A 19,910-nucleotide genomic window follows, 5' to 3' on the forward strand; every position below is an offset into this window, starting at 1 on the left:
TACAAATTGAAAACGAACACATTCGTTAACTGAGTTTAAACCGAACCCGAAGCACACCATCGTCGAAAGACGTCGAGATTAAATGGAACGTACCGATTTCGTTTGTCTCATTAACATGGTCACCAATACAGGGGCAGGCATCGTATTCGCCAACATGCACAATGCGCAAATGTTCCTCATCAATGGCTTCATCCGGCAATCTATCCAGGTTATAGCGCTCCGCCGCCTCATCGTATGTGACCATTTCGTATGCTACTGCCAAATTCCAGGCAATAACCTCATTCACCCGAAGTTCAAGATCTTTTTCTTCATCCGTGGTGAGCGGCCGGTTAAACCGGTAATCACATTTCGATTTCCGGCGCTCTATGTGACTGGCAAAAGCCCGGTTACAACCAAACATGCGCATCATTGTCTGATTCAGAATATGCTCGGCCGTATGCATCCGGTGATCGTAATCTTTCATTAGTTAGTCTATTTAAAACAAAAATAGCCATTTCTACCGTTATATTCGCGGTATTTCTTGCATACCCTGTTTCAAAATATGAATTTTATGTTTCCACCATGCAACACAATTGAAATCGTCTCGTCATTCAAACAGAAGGATAAAGTAAATTGAAAAGAAAAGCGATAAATATTCATCAGCACCTGATTGACCGCTGCCTGCTTAACGATGCCAAAGCTCAGTTCGAAATTTACAAACTGTACTACAAAGCAATGTATAATACCAGTTTGCGAATTGTTGGCAACGTGGAAGATGCGGAAGACGTAATGCAGGAAGCTTTTCTTAAAGCGTTCAGAAAAATAAATACTTACGAGGGCGAAGTCAGTTTCGGAGCCTGGTTGAAACGAATTGTCATAAACCATTCCATCGACTACCTGAAAAAAAGGAAGATGGTCTTCAATGAACTTTCGGCCAACGAAAACAGGTTACCAGATAATGGCAGCGAACCCGAAGTGGAAGAAAATATTTCGGTTGACGAAATAAAGAAGGCGATGGATGAACTCTCGCACGGATACCGGTTGGTGCTTTCACTCATTTTGTTTGAAGGTTACGACCACGAGGAAGTGAGCGAGATTTTGGGAATTAAAAACGCTACCAGCCGTTCGCAATTTCTGCGGGCACGCAATAAACTAAAAGAGATTTTGATAAACAGAAGAAGTAAAAATAACGTGGCAATTATCTGATTATGGACAATCTGGAGAAAATAATAAAGGATAGAAGGGACGATTTTCTGGAAGAACCTGCAGAAGGCCATTTCGAACGCTTCCAGAACCGACTGGCACAAGCCGAAGGAAAAACCAAACGGAAGAAGTTGTTTGTTTCGCGGTTCAGCCGGATAGCAGCGGTTGCCATCATTCTGTTGCTGTCGGCCAATCTGGTACTGTATTGGTTCCATCCGGCACAAGACCAGAGCCAGGCCGTGAACCAAACAGAAGAAGTTCCGGGAGAGTTCAATGAGGCCCAGTTGTACTACACGGCCCGAATTAACGACGGCATCAGTCAGTTGCAAAAAATGGCCAGCCAGGGGGTTGAGTCACCGAAGGAAGTAAAGGAGATTCAAAAGGAACTGACCGAAATGGACAGCCTTTACCGAAATTTGCAAAAAGAGCTGAAAGCCAATCCGGGAGACGAACGAATTTTAAATGCCATGATTGAGCACTATCAAACCAAACTGGCAATTATTAATACGATACTCAATGATTTAAAAAACGCATCAATACAAAAAAAATCATCATCTCATGAAAACGTTCAAATATAACTTACTGTTTCTGGTTGCTATTCTCTTTGCCAGCCAGGCATTTGCCGAGAAGACAACCAAGAAAGTATACCAGAGTTTTGATATCAACTCGGTAAAGGCGTTGAATATCAACAATAAATTTGGCAATATCTACATCGACGATGTTCGTAGCGACTCGGTTGTAGTCGACGTAGACATTTGGGTCGAAGGTTTGTCGGAAGACAAAGCCAAGGCATTGCTGAATAAAATCGATGTCTCCATTCATCAGGATGGTGGAACGGTGTACGCTGAAACGGATATTACGTCGGATTTTAAAACCCGGCAAACATTCAGCATCGATTACCATATTTCCATTCCCGCCGACCGTGACCTGAAGGTTGAGCAACGCTACGGAAATGTCGCCATGAACAACCTGACCGGGAAAGGTGAATTCGAAATCAAGTACGGTAATCTTACTGCTAAAAAACTGAATTCGCCATCGCTCAGCTTCGATTTGGCTTATAGTAAAGCCCAGGTTGACGAGACCGACGACTTGAATACAGACCTGCGCTATTCTAAATTATTCCTGACCAAAGGAAAGAAACTGACAGTCGACAGTCGGTACTCAGTTGTAAAGGTGGATAATTGCGACTATCTGAAAGCTGATTCCCGTTACGACGACTTTGAGTTGGGTGAACTCAACACCTTGATTGCCGAATCGATGTACACCAACATCAAAGCCGACAAGCTGAATTCTACTTTACAACTGGACAACGGTTACGGAGCGATAAAAATTGGCGAAATACCGGCCGGATTTGACAGCATCCACGTGACCAACAAATATGCCAGCATCAAGTTGGGCATTGCTCCCGATGCCTCGTATTACCTTCACGGAGAGGTCCAGTATTGCAACCTGAAACACCCCGACAGTAACCGGTTGAACCGGATGAAAGAGAATACCAGTTACGAAGTAGATGGAGTCATAGGAAATGACAGTGCTCCCAAAGCGAAAGTTGATATTTCCAGCCGCTACGGAAGTATTTCCTTAATGCAATAAATTCGAATACAAACTTTTTCAGCCGGCCGGTTTCCGACCGGCTTTTTTTATGAAGAACAAATAGGTGAGCTTGTATAAGTCGAACAACCATAACGGTCCACCTTTCCGGGATAATTGCTTTTCCCATTTTACATGAAAATTCTGGTACAGGTTTGCCATCAACTTCTGCAATCCCAATCTTTTCAGAAAACGGAAGTACCGCAGAATCTTTACACCTGATGAATCGAAATCAATATTGGCCTTCATCAGTTCGGCAAGATTCTCTATTCCTTCCCGGGTTTTGTCAAGAAACGTAGCCGCATCGTCAATTCCCGTATGAAAAGCCGGATTGTCAATATGAAGAACACTTGCTCCCGATTTTTTCAGTTCCTGACCTAAGAGTGTGTCCTCGTGCCCGTAACGGGATAGCTTCTCCGAGAACCGAATCACTTCGAATCGTTCTTTTCTTATCAGGAAATTGAAGGCAGAGAACGAACCGAAAGGTCGCTGATTACGTACCGTCGAAGATATTTGTTCTCGATGTATCCCATATCTCCACCTTAGTCGCTTGTCTTCTTTGTCCGGTGGTTCATAAAAATAAGCTGTTCCGCCGCATACCACATCCACATCATCGGCGTAAGCGATATAATTCTTCAAAAACTCTGGGTTGAAAATCTCCGCATCGGCATCTAGAAAAAGCAAGTAGGGATATTGTGCCATCTCTGCCAGGCGATTACGATTAGCAGCCCGGCCTAAATTCACGGATGAGGTTTCTATTCGGGTAAACCAAAATTCCTCGTTGAGTTTGAAAGCCGGAACCGGCCCATCTTCCCCGACAATGATTTCAAAAGGTATTTCGCACAATACAGCCTGCTCATGCAACGTTTTAATCAGCAGGAGACAATTGTTCTGATAGCTTGGAATCAATATCGAAATCATGGGAATTGCAATTGTTTTTACTATGTTGCAAATCCGAAATTCGATTCGCAATCATGCAAAAATTAACTGAAATGTTTCACATAAAAAAATATTTGCCACTCACGCTCATGGCATTTTTATTGGCTGCCAAAGTGGTAGTTGCCGAAGGTTACCAAATAAAACTTTCGCTACCGAAGCAGAAAGATACACGTATTTATTTGGCTAGCTATTATGGGGACCGGATTTTCCGGGTCGATTCCACTGAAACCGACGCACAGGGTCGTGCTACGTTAGCCGGAGATTCTCCGTTGGATGAAGGCTTTTACCTGTTGTATCTCGACAAAGATCATTATTTCGATTTTCTGGTAGGAAAAGATCAGACCTTCTCTATCTCGGGTGGTTTTCAAAACGGCGAAAGTCAAAATTTTTCCGGTGCCCCGGAAACAGAAGCATTTCAGGAGTATCAGCGCTTTCTGGCACAACAGCGTAAAATACAGATGAACCTGCAACAGGAAATGCAGAAATACCATTCCAATCCCGATTCTGCGAAGCAAATTCGCAACAGGATGATGGCCTTGAATGATCAAATGCAAAACTACTGGGACAAACAAGCCGATAAGTACAAAGGAACATTTTATGCTGATTTCATGCGCTTCATGGTTATTCCCCGACCGGGAAAAATCAATGTTCCCGCCAGGGTTTCCAATCCCGATTCCGTGAAGTGGGCAAAAGAATATGCGTTCCGCAGGGACCACTTCTGGGACAACTTCAACTTTGCTCAGGAAGGCCTGATCCGCACGCCTTTGATTAAAAACAGGCTGGACACCTATTTCGACAAAGTACTGATACAAAATCCCGATTCGATTATTGGTCCGGCCAAAAAGTTGATTGACAAATCAAAAGCCAACGATAATGTGTTCCGGTTCATGGCCGATTACGTGTTGACACATAGTGCTAATTCCCAGGTGATGGGAATGGACAAGGTTTTTGTGAAGATTGCCGATGCTTATTTCCTGAATGGAAAAGCAAGCTGGGCCGATTCGACCATGATGGCCAAAATCAGGAATAAAGTATATGTCACACGCCCCAATCTGATTGGAAATACGGCGCCCGAATTAAAACTTCCCAATGCTGAAGGTCAGTATTTCAGTCTGCACCAGGTGGACGCCAAATACACGATTCTTTATTTCTGGGAACCCGATTGTAACCACTGTAAAGAACAAACCCCGGTTTTGTACGACAAGGTTTACAAGGAATTGCATCCGAAAGGAGTGGAAGTGTATGCCGTTTTAACTCAACCGGACGAAAAGGCTGACTGGCAGAAATTCATCGATGATCATGGATTGTACGACTGGATCAATGTTTGGGATCCGGATATGATTTCCAACTTTCACGCACTGTACGACGTACACAGCACACCTACTTTATACATTCTCGACAAGAACAAAAAAATCATTGCCAAACGGTTAGATGTGACCACCGCCGGTGATTTACTGGAAAAACTGCTGAAATACCAGAAATAAGTTCAGTTAGTAAAGATTTTAACGGAGGAATCAGATGTGGTGAACCAAAATATCCACGCTGGTTCCTTCGTCTTTCTGTACCTCTACTTCTACCTCACTGTCTTCATAGCCATACTTATGAATCTTTGCATGGTATTGTCCTGGAGGTAAATTATAGAACCGGAAATGTCCAAGTGGAGATATATGCCGGGTCAACTTCAATTCACGTATGGTGATATCCGCATTTCCTACCGGAAGATGCGTGGCATCATCAATCACAGTTCCCTGCAATGGAATAGAATAAGCGGTGCGAATTCCCCGGGCTTTTTTGTAGGCTTCATAAAAGTCTTTATTCACCCAACGAAACATCATCGACTGGGCATCCAGATGTTCCTTCAACACTTTTTTTGCTTCCAGCATCAGATCATCGAGTTTATCGTAAAGCTTTTCCCGGGTTTGAATCGTGACTGATTCCCCTCCGGTGCAATAACGCAGTTTCTCGATGTTCTCTTCCATTTCAGCCAAATGCGCCAGTGTAATAAAATAAGTACGAAGTTCACTATAATGCTGCACACTGATATCCAATATATCCTGGCTTTTACGCAACAAATCGTCACAGGTAATTTCACTAAAATCAGACGAAAGATAGTCCAGTTTGTCAATCAGCTTGTGATCATCCTGCGTTAATGCATACACCAGCAGATTCTTGGAAATTCTGATGGTCAGTTCCTCCAGCCGTTTCCTGAAAATAGCTGAATCTTTTTTCGGCAAAACATACAGCGATTCCATTTTATGGACAATTTGCCGGATGTAAAGCAAACGCCCGGAAAAAAGATGAAAAGCCGAACGGAACCCGTAGTGGTTACGCCAAAGGGAATGATACTCACTGCAAACCTTCTCCACAGCCAGAAACATTTCCATGGTGGCTATTTGATCTTTATTCATAGCAGTATCGATTTGATTGAGAAATTACCTGAAGTATCCCCTGAGAGGGTGGTGATAGAGGATGTATTACCGCTTGTAATCTTTCCCGGAAGAATAAATATCGCTTTCAGAAGTGTGCTCTGTGGCCTGACTCCCTATTAAATTTACGGAAAAATAAGCGACTTACATAAATAACAGTTCAGTTTTAAGTTGCCCAATACCGGGATGTATCAGGCTTGTTCTTCCACAGAAATGTCTTTGTTACCTGTTGCGCTTTTCCTATTTCGCGTCTTCTTTAGGCTTACCCGGCAGCTGTTCGATTTTCTCCTCCAGGTTCCGGATGGCCGTTAATACCGTTGTCATTTCTGACCGGGCTTCCGGAAACTCCTTGCTGGTATAGGCATAGAACCGCCATATTTCCATCACATCGCTGGCGTCAACTGAGTAAGGTTCGTACATTGAATTGAGTGATTTCAGCAGAATCGTGCCGTTCTTATTTACCGTTACCATCTTAAACACGAAATCCTGCTGTCCTTTCAGAATAACAATACAAGGCGTATCCGGCTTGATGACTGTCCAGTCCTCCACATATTGCGTAATGATGTCACTATTCTCCGGCACCGGCAGCATGGAATCGCCGGTAGACGGGAAAACACGAAACGTTCCCTGGGGCGGCAGATTGGGAAGAGAATATTTCGGCAACGATGCGATGAACTCCGGGTCGTTGTACCCCGCCATGTATCCTGCCTTGGCTTTTACCGGAACATACTCCACATTTTCATTATTGGATGGGTCTACCGAGATGGCCAATACCCGCAGGTTACCTCCCCGGATGTACACATCATTTCCGGCCTCCAGTTCCCGAAGCTTTATTTCTCCCAAAGTGGAAAGGTTGATCTTTAATAACGTGTCGATGCTTATTTTAAAAAACTCCGAAAAATTCAGGTAATCTTCCGGTTGCGGTGACTTCGTGTTACCGGCCTCGATGGCCGCCAGTTTGGCCCGGGTTAATCCCAGTTCTGCAGCAAGAGCTTCCTGGCTCATTTTCTTCCGTTCCCGGAGAAATTTAATATTTCCGGCGAAAAATATTTTTTGCGATCTGCTTCTCATTTGTTATATTTAAAAACAGTAATTTGTTATTAATAATAACAAATTTAGTAATTATTTTCAATTATGAAAGAGTTGGCTGGGAAAAAAGAAATTATCAAGCAGCTGAAAGAGAAGATACTTGCAATGGAGGGGTTCAGCTCGGGGCCGGATAGTCACCAGTTTGATTTCGGCCTGGGACCGATGAATGTGGCATTTCCGGGAGGTACTTTTCCTGTTGGGGCGGTGCACGAGTTCATTAGTCCTACCCAGACCAGTTTCTCTGCAACCAACGGCTTTATTTCCGGACTATTGAGCACACTCATGAAGCAAGATGGCATTTGCCTGTGGGTGAGCTCCGGGCGCAGATTGTTTCCGTCAACATTGAAGTTTTTCGGAATCGAACCGCATCGGATCATCTTTATCGATGTCAGACGGGATAAAGATGCCCTTTGGGTCATGGAGCAAGCGTTGAAATGTAACTCACTTGCCGCGGTTATTGCCGAATTGAGAGACATCAACTTTGCCGAATCAAGGCGATTGCAGCTGGCCGTGGAAGATAGCCGGGTCACCGGTTTTTTGCACCACTATTTTCCCCGCAAGGAGAATACACTGGCCACTGTATCCCGCTGGAGAATCAAACCACTACCCAGCCTGGTAACTGATGGACTTCCCGGGGTAGGATTCCCCCGCTGGGAAGTAGAATTGGAAAAGATTCGGAACGGCCAGCCTGGTATCTGGCAGTTCGAATGGAAAAATGGTGTATTCAAGCATATCACCGTTCCCAAACGAGCTGTTCCGGAACCCGGATTACCACGAAAGGAAAGACACTATGCCTAAACGGTATCTGTCCATATGGTTTCGTCATCTGGCTACGGACCGGATGGTCAGGCTTCATCCGGAACTTCGGGACAAGCCTTTTCTGCTGTATGCTCCCGAACACGGACGGATGGTGGTCAGAGCTTCCAGCCGGGCTTTAGATCGTGAGGGCATTGCTCCCGGCATGGTCGTGGCTGATGTTCGTGCCATACTCCCTTCGGTGGAAGTCTTCCCCGACGAGCCGGAAACGACCGATAAACTGCTAAAGGATTTGGCAGAATGGTTTCTCCGCTATACACCCGTGCCTGCCATCGATCCGCCCGACGGCCTGATGCTGGATATCACCGGTTGCACGCACTTGTGGGAAGGAGAACTTTCCTACCTCAAGTCGATCATCCTTCGTCTACGCAAAGGTGGATATGATGTAAAGACAGCCATTGCCGATACCATCGGTACCGCATGGGCCATGGCACGATTTGGTAAAAACGGTACCATCGTTGAACCCGGCAGACAAGCTGAAGCGCTTCGCTCACTTCCACCAGCGGCTTTACGACTCGATAACTCCATTCTGCAACGCCTGAAAAAGCTTGGTTTCAGACAAATCGGGCAGCTGAGCCGCATCCCCCGGACCAATCTGCGCAGACGCTTTGGTGATGTTCTACTGACCCGGCTGGGACAGGCATTGGGAACCGAACCGGAGCTTCTGAATCCGGTGCAGCCTCCCCCGCTCTATCAAGAATGGCTACCCGCTTTGGAACCGATTCGAACGGCCAAAGGAATTGAGATTGCCCTTCAACGCTTACTGGACACCTTATGTGAACGCTTTTTCAACGAAGGCATAGGGATGCGAACAGGTACCTTCAAAGGTTATCGCGTTGACGGTAAAATCGAGCAAATTAGCATCGGAACAAACCGGGCATCGCGCAATGCGGCCCACCTCTTCAAGTTATTCGAACTTAAAATACCGGAAATAGAACCGGCTCTCGGAATCGAGCTGTTTGTGCTGGAAGCAACGTTGGTGGAAGAGGTCAGCGAAACGCAGGAAGCTTTATGGAGCATGGGAAATAGCGACCATGCAGCCATTGCTGAATTGCTGGACAATATTGCCGGCAAGGTAGGAATGAAATCTATTCACCGCTATCTTCCGCAGGAACACCATTGGCCGGAAGCTTCGATAAAGGAAGTTTCCTCCCTGGTGGAAGAACCGGAGACAGCATGGAGAACTGATCGCCCCAGACCGCTTCATCTTTTGCCCCATCCCGAACCTATCGAGGTGATGGTGGCCCTCCCCGATTATCCGCCACTACATTTCCGGTACAAAGGCAACCTCATCAAAGTGGCCAAAGCCGACGGACCCGAAAGGATCGAACAGGAATGGTGGCTCCAAACGGGACCGCCAAGAGATTACTACTACGTTGAAGATGAAAATGGCGCACGCTACTGGCTGTTCAGACTTGGAACATATGGCAATGGAGAACCCCGATGGTTTCTTCACGGATTTTTCGCCTAAGGAAAGTACAAGATGATGAATTATACGGAACTACAGGTGACTTCGAACTTTACCTTTCTGCGGGGAGGTTCGCATCCGGAAGAGCTGATTGAAAAGGCGGAAGAACTGGGCTATAAAGGGATTGCTATTACCGACCGCAATACCCTGGCGGGAATCGTTCGCGCTCATGCAGAAGCCCGGGGGAAACATATCCGGTTCATTCCCGCCTGCCGTCTCGACTTGTTGGATGGACCGAGCCTTCTGGTTTATCCGACGAGCATTTCGGCTTACGCCCGTTTATCCGAACTTCTTTCAGTAGGAAACCTTCGTGCAGAAAAAGGGAAATGTCATCTGTACAAAGCCGATATCTTCCAATACACCCGGGATATGAAATTCATCGTGATACCGCCGGCATCGCTCAATGAGGATTTTGATTTCGAACCGGAATTTGTCAAGGCGTTGGAAGAATATAAAGAAGCGTTGGGAAACGACCTGTATCTTGCGGCCAGCTTCACCTACACGGGGGATGATCAAAAGAGATTGTTCCGCCTCTCCCAGCTGGAAGCCCGGCTCGGAATCCCGGTGGTAGCCACCAACGATGTACATTACCATTCGCCGGAACGCAGAGAATTACAGGATATCCTGACCTGCGTCCGGGAGAAATGCACCATCCACACCGCAGGTTTCCGGCTTCATCAGAATGCAGAACGCTACCTGAAGCCTGTCGAAGAGATGCAGCGCCTTTTCCGGCAGTACCCTGAAGCCATAAAGCGCACCCAGGAAATAACCAATGCCTGTCGTTTTTCGCTGGATGAATTAAAATATCTCTATCCGGAAGAAATTACCAGCGAGGGACGAACACCGATGGAAGAATTGGTTCACCTCACCTGGGAAGGAGCCAAAGAGCGTTTCGACGGAACGATTCCTGAGAAGATCAAGGAGACCATTGAAATGGAGCTGGAGTTTATCGGGCGGAAGGATTATGCCTCTTATTTTCTGACGGTATATGATTATGTGCGCGAAGCCAGATCCAGGAACATCCTGTGCCAGGGACGCGGTTCAGCCGCTAACTCAGTCGTTTGCTATTGCCTGGGCATCACATCGGTGAATCCTTCCAAATTCAAGTTGCTGTTCGCCCGGTTTATGAGTGACGCGCGTAATGAGCCCCCCGATATCGATGTGGACTTCGAGCACGAGCGCCGGGAGGAAATTATGCAGTACATCTATGAAAAATACGGCCGCGACCGGGCCGGCATTGTCGCAACGGTAACGCAGGTACATTGGAAAGGAGCCGTACGGGATGTGGGAAAAGCCATGGGGCTCTCCACCGATGCCATCAACGTTCTTTCCAAATCGGCACACGAGTTCACCGAAGATTGGTTCACGGGGAAAGCCATCCCCACCAATAGTTTTAACCACAATGATCCACACTTGCGAAAGGTGTTGGAGATAACCGACCAGTACATTGGCTTTCCGCGACAGTTGGGACAACATACAGGCGGATTTGTTATCACGCGGGGTAAGCTGCACGAGCTGTGCCCTATTCTGAATGCCCGCATGCAGGACCGTACCAACATTGAATGGAACAAAGACGATATCGAGGCACTGGGCTTCATGAAAGTAGATGTGCTGGCGTTGGGCATGCTGACCTGTATTCGCAAAGCATTCGACCTGGCGAAGCAACATTACAATCTCGACTTGACGCTGGCCAACATTCCACAGGACGATCCGAAAGTGTACGAAATGATTGGCCATGCCGATACGCTCGGTGTATTCCAGATTGAAAGCCGGGCGCAAATGTCGATGCTTCCCCGGTTGAAACCGCGTAACTTTTATGATCTCGTCATCGAAGTGGCCATCGTCAGGCCCGGTCCGATACAAGGCGACATGGTGCATCCCTATTTAAAACGAAGAAACGGCGAGGAGCCGGTTGAATATCCATCGAAAGAGCTCGAAGGCATCTTGGGAAGAACACTGGGTGTTCCGCTATTCCAGGAACAGGCCATGGAAATAGCCATTGTTGCAGCCGGTTTTACCCCCGATGAGGCCGATGGTTTGCGCAGAGCCATGGCCACATTTAAAGCCAAAGGCAAAGTGAGCCGCTATCGCGAAAAACTCATCAATGGCATGATAAAGAACGGCTATACCCTCGAATTTGCCAACCGCGTATTCAAGCAAATTGAAGGCTTCGGAAGTTACGGTTTCCCGGAAAGCCACGCGGCCAGCTTTGCACTGCTGGTGTATGTGTCCTCCTGGCTCAAATGCTATTACCCCGACGTATTCGCCACCGCACTGCTCAACAGCCAGCCGATGGGCTTCTACCGCCCGGCACAGATTGTGATGGATGCCCGCAAGCACGACGTAGCGGTAAGGCCGGTGGATATCAACCATTCTGATTGGGACAATACACTGGAAGAGCAATCAGGACAATACCGTACAGTCCGGCTGGGATTTCGGCAGGTAAAAGGCTTACGCGAAGACGATATGCAGGCGCTTGTATCCGGAAGAAGCAGGCCCTACCAAAATGTCAACGATTTGGTGAATGTCGGCGTTCCTCCCTCTGCGCTGGAAAGACTTGCCGATGCTGACGCTTTCCGGTCCGTTGGCCTCGACCGGAGGCAGGCATTGTGGGAAGTTTCGGCCCTGCACGACCATCCCACCGGAGTATTCAAAGGAACACCTTCGCAAAGCGCCGAGGAGGAAGCTACAGAACTGCCCCGAATGACACTCGGGGAACACGTGATGCAGGATTATGCCAGCACCTCGCTTTCGCTGAAAGCCCATCCGGTCAGTTTTCTTCGGCGAAAGCTAAATGAATTGCAGGTTACGCCTACGGCAGGTTTAAGCTCGATGAAGAACGGGCAGTTTGTGAAAGTGTGTGGTTTGATCACCGTCCGGCAGCGCCCCGGCACAGCCAAAGGCGTACTATTCATCACCATCGAAGATGAAACCGGATTTGCCAACCTTGTTGTTTGGTCAAAGACGTTCGAAAAATACCGCAAACAGATTCTTCAATCCAGACTGCTTATGGTGTCAGGGAAACTACAGATCGAAGGTGAAGTCATCCATGTGGTGGTCAACACCTGTTATAACCTGAATGAATTGATGAGTCTGGACACCGGGGAACGCAATATCGGATCGGTTCAGAAACGAATGTCAACGAAAGATGCTCCTCCCGGAAAGGTTATCCAGGGACAACTTTTCCCGTCGAGGGATTTCAAGTAGACGCATAATCACGAAGCAAGAGAGATTTGCAATAAAAATACAGAAGTAGCGTGAACACTGCTCTTTAATTAACATATGTTCTACCCGAATTCCTTACATTTGTAATAAGTCATTCAAAAAGCACATGGTTGTTAATCAAATTGATTGATTTATCCATCATCATCTGCCTAACCTCGTCCCAATATGAAAAAGGCCGGTAAGATATTTTTATACACGTTACTTTCGATCTTTCTGTTCGTCATCCTGCTGGTTGTTGTTGCCGGGTTGGCCCAGAATCGAATTGTCAGACTGGCTTTGGACCAGGTTAGCAAAACGACCGATATTCCCATCCAGGTCGGAGATATCCAGTTCTCCCTGATTCAACGATTTCCGTTAGCTACCCTCGAGTGCAAAAACCTGTTGATTAGCTCCCCCGATACACTGGAAAACTCCCGGGATACTTTGCTCAATGCTGGAAACCTGTATGTTTCGTTCGAAGTAAAACCTTTGTTGAAAGGTATTTTCGAAGTGAAGAAGGTGGAAATACAAAACGCTGATGCATTCTACCGGGTGGATAGTATCGGGAAAAGCAATTATGATTTTCTGATAGACACCACTCAAACAGAAACGATCGACACATCTTCTAATTCTATTTACCTGAATGTTGAAACTCTTCAACTTCAAAATGTGAGGTGCCATTACCGGGACAACCATCTGAAAGCCGGGGGTAACCTGCTGGTAGATGAATTGAATTTATCAGGATTGATTGACAACCAGCAATATTCAGGACAGATTACCGGATTGGCCCACCTGACGAACGGTTATGCTCGGGAAACCCGGCTAGAGCGAATGAAGAGCGCATCCATTCAATTCAACATGAACTACAAGGATGACACGCTGACTGTTCAGCAGGCCGACATCGATGTGGATGATAACGCGCAAATGGCGTTGAAAGGCTATATCAACATCAGCAAAAGCCTGATGGCCGACCTGGCTGTTCAGGCCCGGAATGTGAATATCGCAGGATTGACTCAGTATTTGCCTTCCAACTATTTAAAAGAATATGGTATTCAAGAACCGGGTGGAAAACTCAATTTGGATGCCCATGTCACCGGCAACCTAACCGATTCCGTCCAGCTGCCGCATGTCGATGCCACCCTCCAGCTTTACAACGGGCGGGTGCAGTACGGCGAATACCCGGAGATAAACAACATTGCGTTGAATGCGAATGTAACCAACGGATCGGCAAGCAATAACCGGACAACCCGGCTGAACATCCATTCTCTCAGCTTCCGGGCGGCCAACAGCGCAGCCAGTCTCACGGGTACGGTTGAAAACCTGGAGTGCCTGTCCTATTCTTTCCACTCGAAGCTGAACCTTGCTATGAGCGACTGGAAACCTTTTATACCGGACTCGATCGTTCAGGGAATTGACGGAAATGTTCGGGCCAGTCTTTCAAGCCACGGCACATTGCCCGATTCGATAACCGCCCCGTTTATCAACTCGGTTGCGGCCAACACCACACTTGATTTAACAGCTTCCAAACTCAATGTAGCGGTTGACAGCCTGCTGTCGGTTCGAAATCTGACCGGCCGGCTTCGCTATCAACCGGGAAATCTGAGGCTGGACAGCTTGTCGGCACAGGTTCCTGCTTACCACCTAAACTTGAAATACCTGGACCTGAATTCAGATATTACAGGTGAGTTCACCCAACCCGACAGTCTACAACTGGCCATTCATCAATTGCATTTGCAAACAGACAGCAGCGATGTTCAACTGCAAGGCACCCTGAAGAATCCGACGACACCTGATTATTCCCTCGACGGAAAACTCAGGCTGAACCTGGCCGAAGTGTATTCGATGTTGCCCGATTCACTGGCCAATGGGCTATCCGGAACGGTTTCTGCAGACATTCAATCGGCAGCCAAAATCAATCTCGATTCCATCACCAGCCAGTTGAATGATGTGCTTTTTAACCGCAGCCACTTTTCACTGGCCCTCGGAAATGTGACCGTCGATATGCCCGATTCATTGATGTGTGTTCAAAACCTGTCGGGAAATTTGAACTATAAAGACGACACCCTGAGGATTGGTCAACTAAACGGGAAATACCTGGGCTTGCATTTCGGTGCACAAGCCACAACGGTTTCGAATATTTATACGGCGGCCATCCTAAATACCCCAAAAGAATTAACTGTTCATGGAGATTTTAGCGTCGATTCGCTCGATTACGCTTTAATCGACAGCTTCCTGAAGAGCGATTCCCTCAGTGCATCTTCAGCGCAGCCGGAACAGCATGCCGACACCATGAAGTTTACCTACAAGGTGAATGGTACCTTTCATGCCAACCAGTTGAAATACGGCACGAACCTGTTTACCAACGTCGACACCAAATTCCTGGTGAAGGAAAACTACTATGTCCTCGACAGCATGGCCATGGATGCCTACAGCGGCAAAGCGTTGACTTCCCTAAAAATTGAATTGAATCCGGAGGGCGAAATGGATATGTACTTCAAGACCAACGTCGACCAGATGAATGTTTCGCAAATGGCCGACGGACTTCACAACTACATCCAGATTGAAGATTTCACCTCCGACCATGTGAAAGGAATCATTTCGACCCAAATGGATGGGGAGATTGTGTTGGATAAAAACTTCGAACCGGTCTACCATTCGCTTATGCTGAAAGGTGACCTGACCATTCAAAAAGGGGCATTGCTGAACGTGAAGCCGGTGATGGAAGTCGAGAAGATTCCCGGCGTTGGTTTGAAGCATATGGACCAACTCTATTTTAGTACCCTGAAGAGCAGCATCTTCCTGTTCAAAAACAAACTATATGTTCCCAAAACGGAAATCCGTAGCTCGTCATTCGATGCCATGTTCTTAGGAATGTATAGTTTTGGCGGAGATTACGCGTATCATATCCGGATGTTCCTGGGCGAAGTGCTTTCCAGTAAATCGAGGGCACATCTACGGAAACAAGCCCATGACAGCGGGTTCGAAGACGATCCGGACGATATAACGAAGGGACGGACTTCGATTTACCTGGTTTCGAAATACGAGAATGGCAAAGAGAAGGCTGGTTTAGACAACAGAAAAGACCGAACCAATATGGTGGCCAAAGTGAACCTGCAGGAACAAATGGTGAACATGCGGTTTCACCCGGCCCTGGTGACATACCATACAGATGAATAGACGGATGAACAAAATAGTGAAAAGATACCTGGTTTTGGGTTTGAGCTTGCTCCTGGTCGCCGCCTGCCATAACAGCAAAGCTCCCAAACCGGTGACGCTGAAAAATACCGTAACGGAAAAGCCGGAGGATGTCGTTTTTGGCAATAAAGATGCCCGGGCAACCGTTTTTATGTATGCCAGTTACCAGTGTACCTATTGCCGGTATTTTTTCGCCCGGACGTACCCGGAATTAAAGAAAAACTACCTGGACACGGGGAAATTAAAACTGGTGGTGAAATGGCTCGATTTTGGCGAACGTCCGAAGATGTTGAATGCGTTGCAAGCCGCCAGTTGCATAAGTCGTTACGGCATATACGATAAGTTTCATGAGTTGATGATCGTTAATCCCGCTGTTGTCTTTACCCCAAAGTTCGACGACCTGTTGGATACCATCATGGAGCACAACCCGGTGATTGCCGAGTGTATTCTGGACAACGACAACTACGCCTATTTGCGGGGCAACGTGAGCGAGTTCCGGGCCAACAAATTAACCGGGACGCCTACGTTTGTGATGAACAACCGGGCCTACAAAGGGTACTATTCGTACGAAAATTTTAAAAAGATACTGGAGAAAGAATTTCAATTGTAATACCAAATCAACAAGCATATGAAAACTAAACTATTCACCATTGCCCTGCTCGGAACACTGGCCTTCACGGCCTGCAGCACCTCGGACTCAAACGAGTATTGCAGCAATCCCGGTGCCACCTGTCCTGACGACACAGCCATTGACGCCAGCGCCTGCTGTACCGACCAAAGCTGTTACTGGACTTACGACAACACGAAATACCAGTGCAACGGTACCGACTGCAGCAGTGTCCTCGACCAAATCATCACCAGCGCCTGCGTCTCTTCAACCAAAAGCGTGAGCATTCAAAACGACGCTGACCTGGCCAAACTGAAAGCACAACTAACCGCCGTCACCGAAAAGCTGTTGGTAGAAGCCCGTGGCGCTTCGGGGTGCGAGTAATCGATACATTCAATAATTCTATCAAAGTAAAAATCCGAAAAGCAGAGTAATCTGTTTTTCGGATTTTTTTTGTTTGAAGTTGATATCGCCATCGCGCGAACCCTTTCATGTGGCCAATCAGCTATTTTTCAACCACAGGAAAGAACTCACGCGACAGCGATGGAAAATATATTGAGCCGAAGTTTGCTTACGTCCCCGGCTGCAATTCATTAGAATTCAGTGTTATTTTGTTAGCTCGAAATGGAACGCCACCGTCGGATTCTTGTTGACTGTTATACGGGCTTCATACTCGCCTTTTGCCAGCCAAAGATTATTACCAAAATGCGCGGTCTCCATCCCTTTACCGGCCACGTGCATGCGACACACCGGTAATGAAGTCCAATCACTTTTCTTAGGAGAAAGCTCGCGGTAACTAATCATCACCGAAGCGTTTTCAACGGGTTTGTCCCCTTCTTTTAGAAAGGCAACCAAATGGTGATTGGGTTTTGGAGAACTATTCATCGTTACCGCACTGGCACCACCATCCCATTTCATTTCGGCACCGGCACCTTCGAACGTTTCAGCCGGTAAAACCTTCATCGTAACAGAGACCTTTCCTACCATTTTTGTCTTACTGACCACCTGGGCGTTCGCAACATTTACCGAAAAAAAGAAACCCAATGATACAGTCATCAACGAAATCAAAATCTTTCTTCTTGTCATAGCTCTGTATTTAATTGTTACTGTTATTAAGAAAGTCCTAAAAGTTACGGGGCTTCTAAGCTTGCTGAAGAAAATTGGTCTTGGTTATTTATACTTATTCTTGATAACAGAGGAGAAACAAAAGAGTTGTGTTAAAACCGGTATTTAACAGGATTAATTCCCGTTAGGCCCTTAAGTTTCCTAAAACGTGGGACCATTACCGCTATGCATTGCAATACAGGAGCAATCGTTTGCGACAGTTCAGAAAATAAAAAACGGGGTCAACATCATTCGATGTACCCCGTCTCAGCTAGCAAATTCGATGTATTTTATTGCCCCTCAAGTCTTTACAGCCAACCATCAATGATGAAACAGTCTTACCCCGGTATTGATAATGGTAATCCCATATTTGTTGGCTGTCTCAATGATTTCCTCGTCCCGGATGGAGCCCATGGGCGTGGCAATGTATTTGATGCCATACTGGTGGGCAAGCTCGATATTGTCTTTTTGCGGGAAGAATCCATCGGAGAGCAAACAGGTGTTTGGCAGTTCGCTTAACAGGATCTTATCGCCAAACCGCTCTTGCCTTTCCTGCTCAATCAATTGGTCCAGATCCGTTCGTTTCTTATTTTCAAATTGTTCTAAAAACGAATAATCAATTTTACTCTTCTGGTACCAAACATTAGCTTTCGTCAAAGCCAGGTTGGAACACAGAATTCGGGACTGCTGTCCGGAACCGATACCAATGACATGGCCATTCGACACCACACAAATGGAATTCGACTGCGTATATTTCAACGTCAGCATTCCGAGTTTTAAGTCGGTGAGAATATCCGACGGAATGTCCTTATTTTCGGTTACTACGTTGGAAAGTTGCTCGTCGTTGATTTTTAGGTTGTTTCGCTTTTGCTTAATGGTGATTCCAAATATCTCACGTGATTCAACTTCGTTGGGTTCAAAATCTTTATCTATCTGAAAGATCACATAATTGCCTTTCTTCTTCGAACGCAGAATATCCAGTGCTTCATCCGTAAATTCCGGTGCAATAAGTCCATCCGAAACTTCCGACTTGACCAGAAGGGCCGTTTCCTTATCGACACAATGACTCAGAGCAATAAAATCGCCAAACGAAGCTAGCCGGTCAGTTCCCCTCGCCCGTGCATAAGCTGCAGCCAGGTTCGATAAAGGTTTCTTTATCAGGTACGCTTTTTTCTGGTTGTCGCTTAAATCTTTAAAGATGGCCACACCGGATGGCGTTACATGCTTGAAAGAAGTGCTGCATTCAACATTCAATGTCTGGCTGACTTCTTTCACCAGTTGCCAGGAATTCAAGGCATCCAACACATTGATGACACTTGGATTTCCATTCAATAAGCTTAGCGCGTTTGACTGATCGATAACTTCCGCATAATCCTGGTAAGGATTCATTCCGTACTTCAACTTCATGGTGCCGTTTTTTAATTCGTTTTGCAGTATATTTCTCAGGCTGCTACAACAGTTTGCCTGCATAGCGTCGGATGGCTCACAAAGTTATTGGTTTATCTGATTTCACCGGATTTTGTCACGAGCTGTTATTCATCTTTAACAATTTCTTCTGTTTCGCAGGACCCCGAGACTTAACAGAGAGGCCCGAAGAAACATCAAATTTCTCCAGGCCTCTGCGCAACAAGTAAATTTGGAATTTTACTTTTCAATCTCTTTTGCAATGAATCCGGCCATCACTTTGGCTGCGTGTTCGTTCGGGTGAATGCTATCAGTAAAGTTCGCCCCCTGATTCAACATGCCATGATACAGGTCAATCACCGGCAGATGATTGGTTTTGGCCAGCTTCTTAACAATCGGAATCACTCCGTTCACAACGGTCGAATCGTTAATTCCCCACTTCGTTTTAAACACGGGAACCGGCAAACACAAATACATCTTCGGATGGGTCGGTATCGTTCTGAACGTATCAATCAAAGCCTGGTAATCCTTTTCGTAACGAGCGGCATTCCAATTTTGAGGTTTCGTATCATTCGTTCCCAGCATGATGACCATGATGTTGGGGCGAAAAACAAAATCGTTAGAAAACTCCTTGCAAATCCAGTAAGGGAAATCACCCTTCTTCTGCAACGTAGTAGCACTTCGTCCCGAATTCAGTACCGTACATCCGGGACCAAGAATGCTGTCGAGTTCCACCGGATATCCTGTTTCACTTTGAACCGCCAGTCCGTAACCTTCCGTAATGCTATCGCCTACGCAGACTACCCGGGTTACTTTTTGGGTACATGAAGACATTACCACCAGGAAGCCGATAATACTCAACCCTATCAATTTTTTCATTCTATCA

Annotated in this window: 17 protein-coding genes; 10 read left to right on the forward strand and 7 right to left on the reverse strand. The window is 46.5% G+C overall.

Annotated elements, in window-relative coordinates; all coding sequences use genetic code 11:
- Window positions 1-25: 25 nt before the first annotated feature.
- Complete coding sequence (locus tag AC060N_RS11500; protein WP_106542642.1) at window positions 26-463, reverse strand: alanyl-tRNA editing protein; 438 nt, start codon at window positions 461-463, stop codon at window positions 26-28.
- A 149-nt stretch (window positions 464-612) separates the two neighbouring features.
- On the opposite strand from AC060N_RS11500, the gene AC060N_RS11505 reads away from it, so the two are divergent.
- Genes AC060N_RS11505 through AC060N_RS11515 form a run of 3 tightly spaced genes read left to right on the forward strand, consistent with a single transcriptional unit; the run spans window position 613 to window position 2,775 of the window.
- The gene (locus tag AC060N_RS11505) at window positions 613-1,185 is read left to right on the forward strand and encodes an RNA polymerase sigma factor (RefSeq protein ID WP_479523929.1); all 573 of its coding nucleotides are present in this window, start codon (window positions 613-615) and stop codon (window positions 1,183-1,185) included.
- Between the two features lie 2 nt (window positions 1,186-1,187).
- Complete coding sequence (locus AC060N_RS11510; RefSeq protein WP_479523930.1) at window positions 1,188-1,760, forward strand: hypothetical protein; 573 nt, start codon at window positions 1,188-1,190, stop codon at window positions 1,758-1,760.
- Window positions 1,741-2,775, forward strand: coding sequence for a hypothetical protein (locus tag AC060N_RS11515; protein WP_479523931.1), 1,035 nt, complete (start codon window positions 1,741-1,743; stop codon window positions 2,773-2,775). The genes AC060N_RS11510 and AC060N_RS11515 overlap by 20 nt, the downstream gene beginning before the upstream one ends.
- 18 nt (window positions 2,776-2,793) lie before the next feature.
- Here the strand turns inward: AC060N_RS11515 and AC060N_RS11520 are convergent, their stop codons facing one another.
- Window positions 2,794-3,693 carry a glycosyltransferase family 2 protein gene (locus AC060N_RS11520; RefSeq protein ID WP_479523932.1) on the reverse strand — a complete coding sequence of 300 codons (900 nt, stop codon included), beginning with the start codon at window positions 3,691-3,693 and terminating at the stop codon, window positions 2,794-2,796.
- Window positions 3,694-3,764: 71 nt separating this feature from the next.
- Between AC060N_RS11520 and AC060N_RS11525 the strand changes: the two genes are divergently transcribed.
- The gene (locus AC060N_RS11525; RefSeq protein WP_479523933.1) at window positions 3,765-5,195 is read left to right on the forward strand and encodes a redoxin domain-containing protein; all 1,431 of its coding nucleotides are present in this window, start codon (window positions 3,765-3,767) and stop codon (window positions 5,193-5,195) included.
- A gap of 30 nt (window positions 5,196-5,225) precedes the next feature.
- On the opposite strand, the gene AC060N_RS11530 is transcribed toward AC060N_RS11525, so the two are convergent.
- Window positions 5,226-6,119, reverse strand: coding sequence for a carboxypeptidase regulatory-like domain-containing protein (locus tag AC060N_RS11530; protein WP_479523934.1), 894 nt, complete (start codon window positions 6,117-6,119; stop codon window positions 5,226-5,228).
- 258 nt (window positions 6,120-6,377) lie between these two features.
- The gene (locus AC060N_RS11535) at window positions 6,378-7,208 is read right to left on the reverse strand and encodes an XRE family transcriptional regulator (RefSeq protein WP_479523935.1); all 831 of its coding nucleotides are present in this window, start codon (window positions 7,206-7,208) and stop codon (window positions 6,378-6,380) included.
- Between the two features lie 63 nt (window positions 7,209-7,271).
- Here AC060N_RS11535 and AC060N_RS11540 point away from each other — a divergent pair, with 63 nt between their 5' ends.
- The 6 genes from AC060N_RS11540 to AC060N_RS11565 all read left to right on the forward strand — a co-directional run bounded on the left by AC060N_RS11540 (window position 7,272) and on the right by AC060N_RS11565 (window position 16,900).
- Entirely contained in the window at window positions 7,272-8,024 is a 753-nt protein-coding gene (locus tag AC060N_RS11540; protein ID WP_479523936.1) for an ImuA family protein, read from the forward strand.
- Complete coding sequence (locus AC060N_RS11545) at window positions 8,017-9,513, forward strand: Y-family DNA polymerase (RefSeq protein ID WP_479523937.1); 1,497 nt, start codon at window positions 8,017-8,019, stop codon at window positions 9,511-9,513. Before AC060N_RS11540 ends, AC060N_RS11545 begins: the two co-directional genes overlap by 8 nt.
- A gap of 12 nt (window positions 9,514-9,525) precedes the next feature.
- Entirely contained in the window at window positions 9,526-12,717 is a 3,192-nt protein-coding gene (locus AC060N_RS11550; RefSeq protein WP_479523938.1) for an error-prone DNA polymerase, read from the forward strand.
- Window positions 12,718-12,900: 183 nt separating this feature from the next.
- Window positions 12,901-15,891 (forward strand): AsmA family protein, encoded by a 2,991-nt coding sequence (locus tag AC060N_RS11555; protein WP_479523939.1) that lies wholly within the window; start codon window positions 12,901-12,903, stop codon window positions 15,889-15,891.
- Window positions 15,892-15,895: 4 nt separating this feature from the next.
- Window positions 15,896-16,519 carry a thioredoxin domain-containing protein gene (locus AC060N_RS11560; RefSeq protein ID WP_170108938.1) on the forward strand — a complete coding sequence of 208 codons (624 nt, stop codon included), beginning with the start codon at window positions 15,896-15,898 and terminating at the stop codon, window positions 16,517-16,519.
- Between the two features lie 18 nt (window positions 16,520-16,537).
- Window positions 16,538-16,900: a hypothetical protein gene (locus AC060N_RS11565; RefSeq protein WP_106542631.1), complete on the forward strand. Its 363-nt coding sequence runs from the start codon at window positions 16,538-16,540 to the stop codon at window positions 16,898-16,900.
- Window positions 16,901-17,122: 222 nt separating this feature from the next.
- On the opposite strand, the gene AC060N_RS11570 is transcribed toward AC060N_RS11565, so the two are convergent.
- The 3 genes from AC060N_RS11570 to AC060N_RS11580 form a co-directional block, all read right to left on the reverse strand.
- Complete coding sequence (locus AC060N_RS11570) at window positions 17,123-17,602, reverse strand: hypothetical protein (protein WP_479523940.1); 480 nt, start codon at window positions 17,600-17,602, stop codon at window positions 17,123-17,125.
- Window positions 17,603-17,941: 339 nt separating this feature from the next.
- A complete protein-coding gene (locus tag AC060N_RS11575; RefSeq protein WP_479523941.1) occupies window positions 17,942-19,027 on the reverse strand; it encodes a 5-aminoimidazole-4-carboxamide ribonucleotide transformylase in 1,086 nt (361 codons plus the stop codon).
- 237 nt (window positions 19,028-19,264) lie between these two features.
- Window positions 19,265-19,903, reverse strand: a complete 639-nt coding sequence (locus AC060N_RS11580) for a DUF459 domain-containing protein (RefSeq protein WP_479523942.1) — start codon at window positions 19,901-19,903, stop codon at window positions 19,265-19,267.
- Window positions 19,904-19,910: the final 7 nt, after the last annotated feature.

It is taken from the genome of Prolixibacter sp. DSM 2831 (assembly GCF_056493735.1).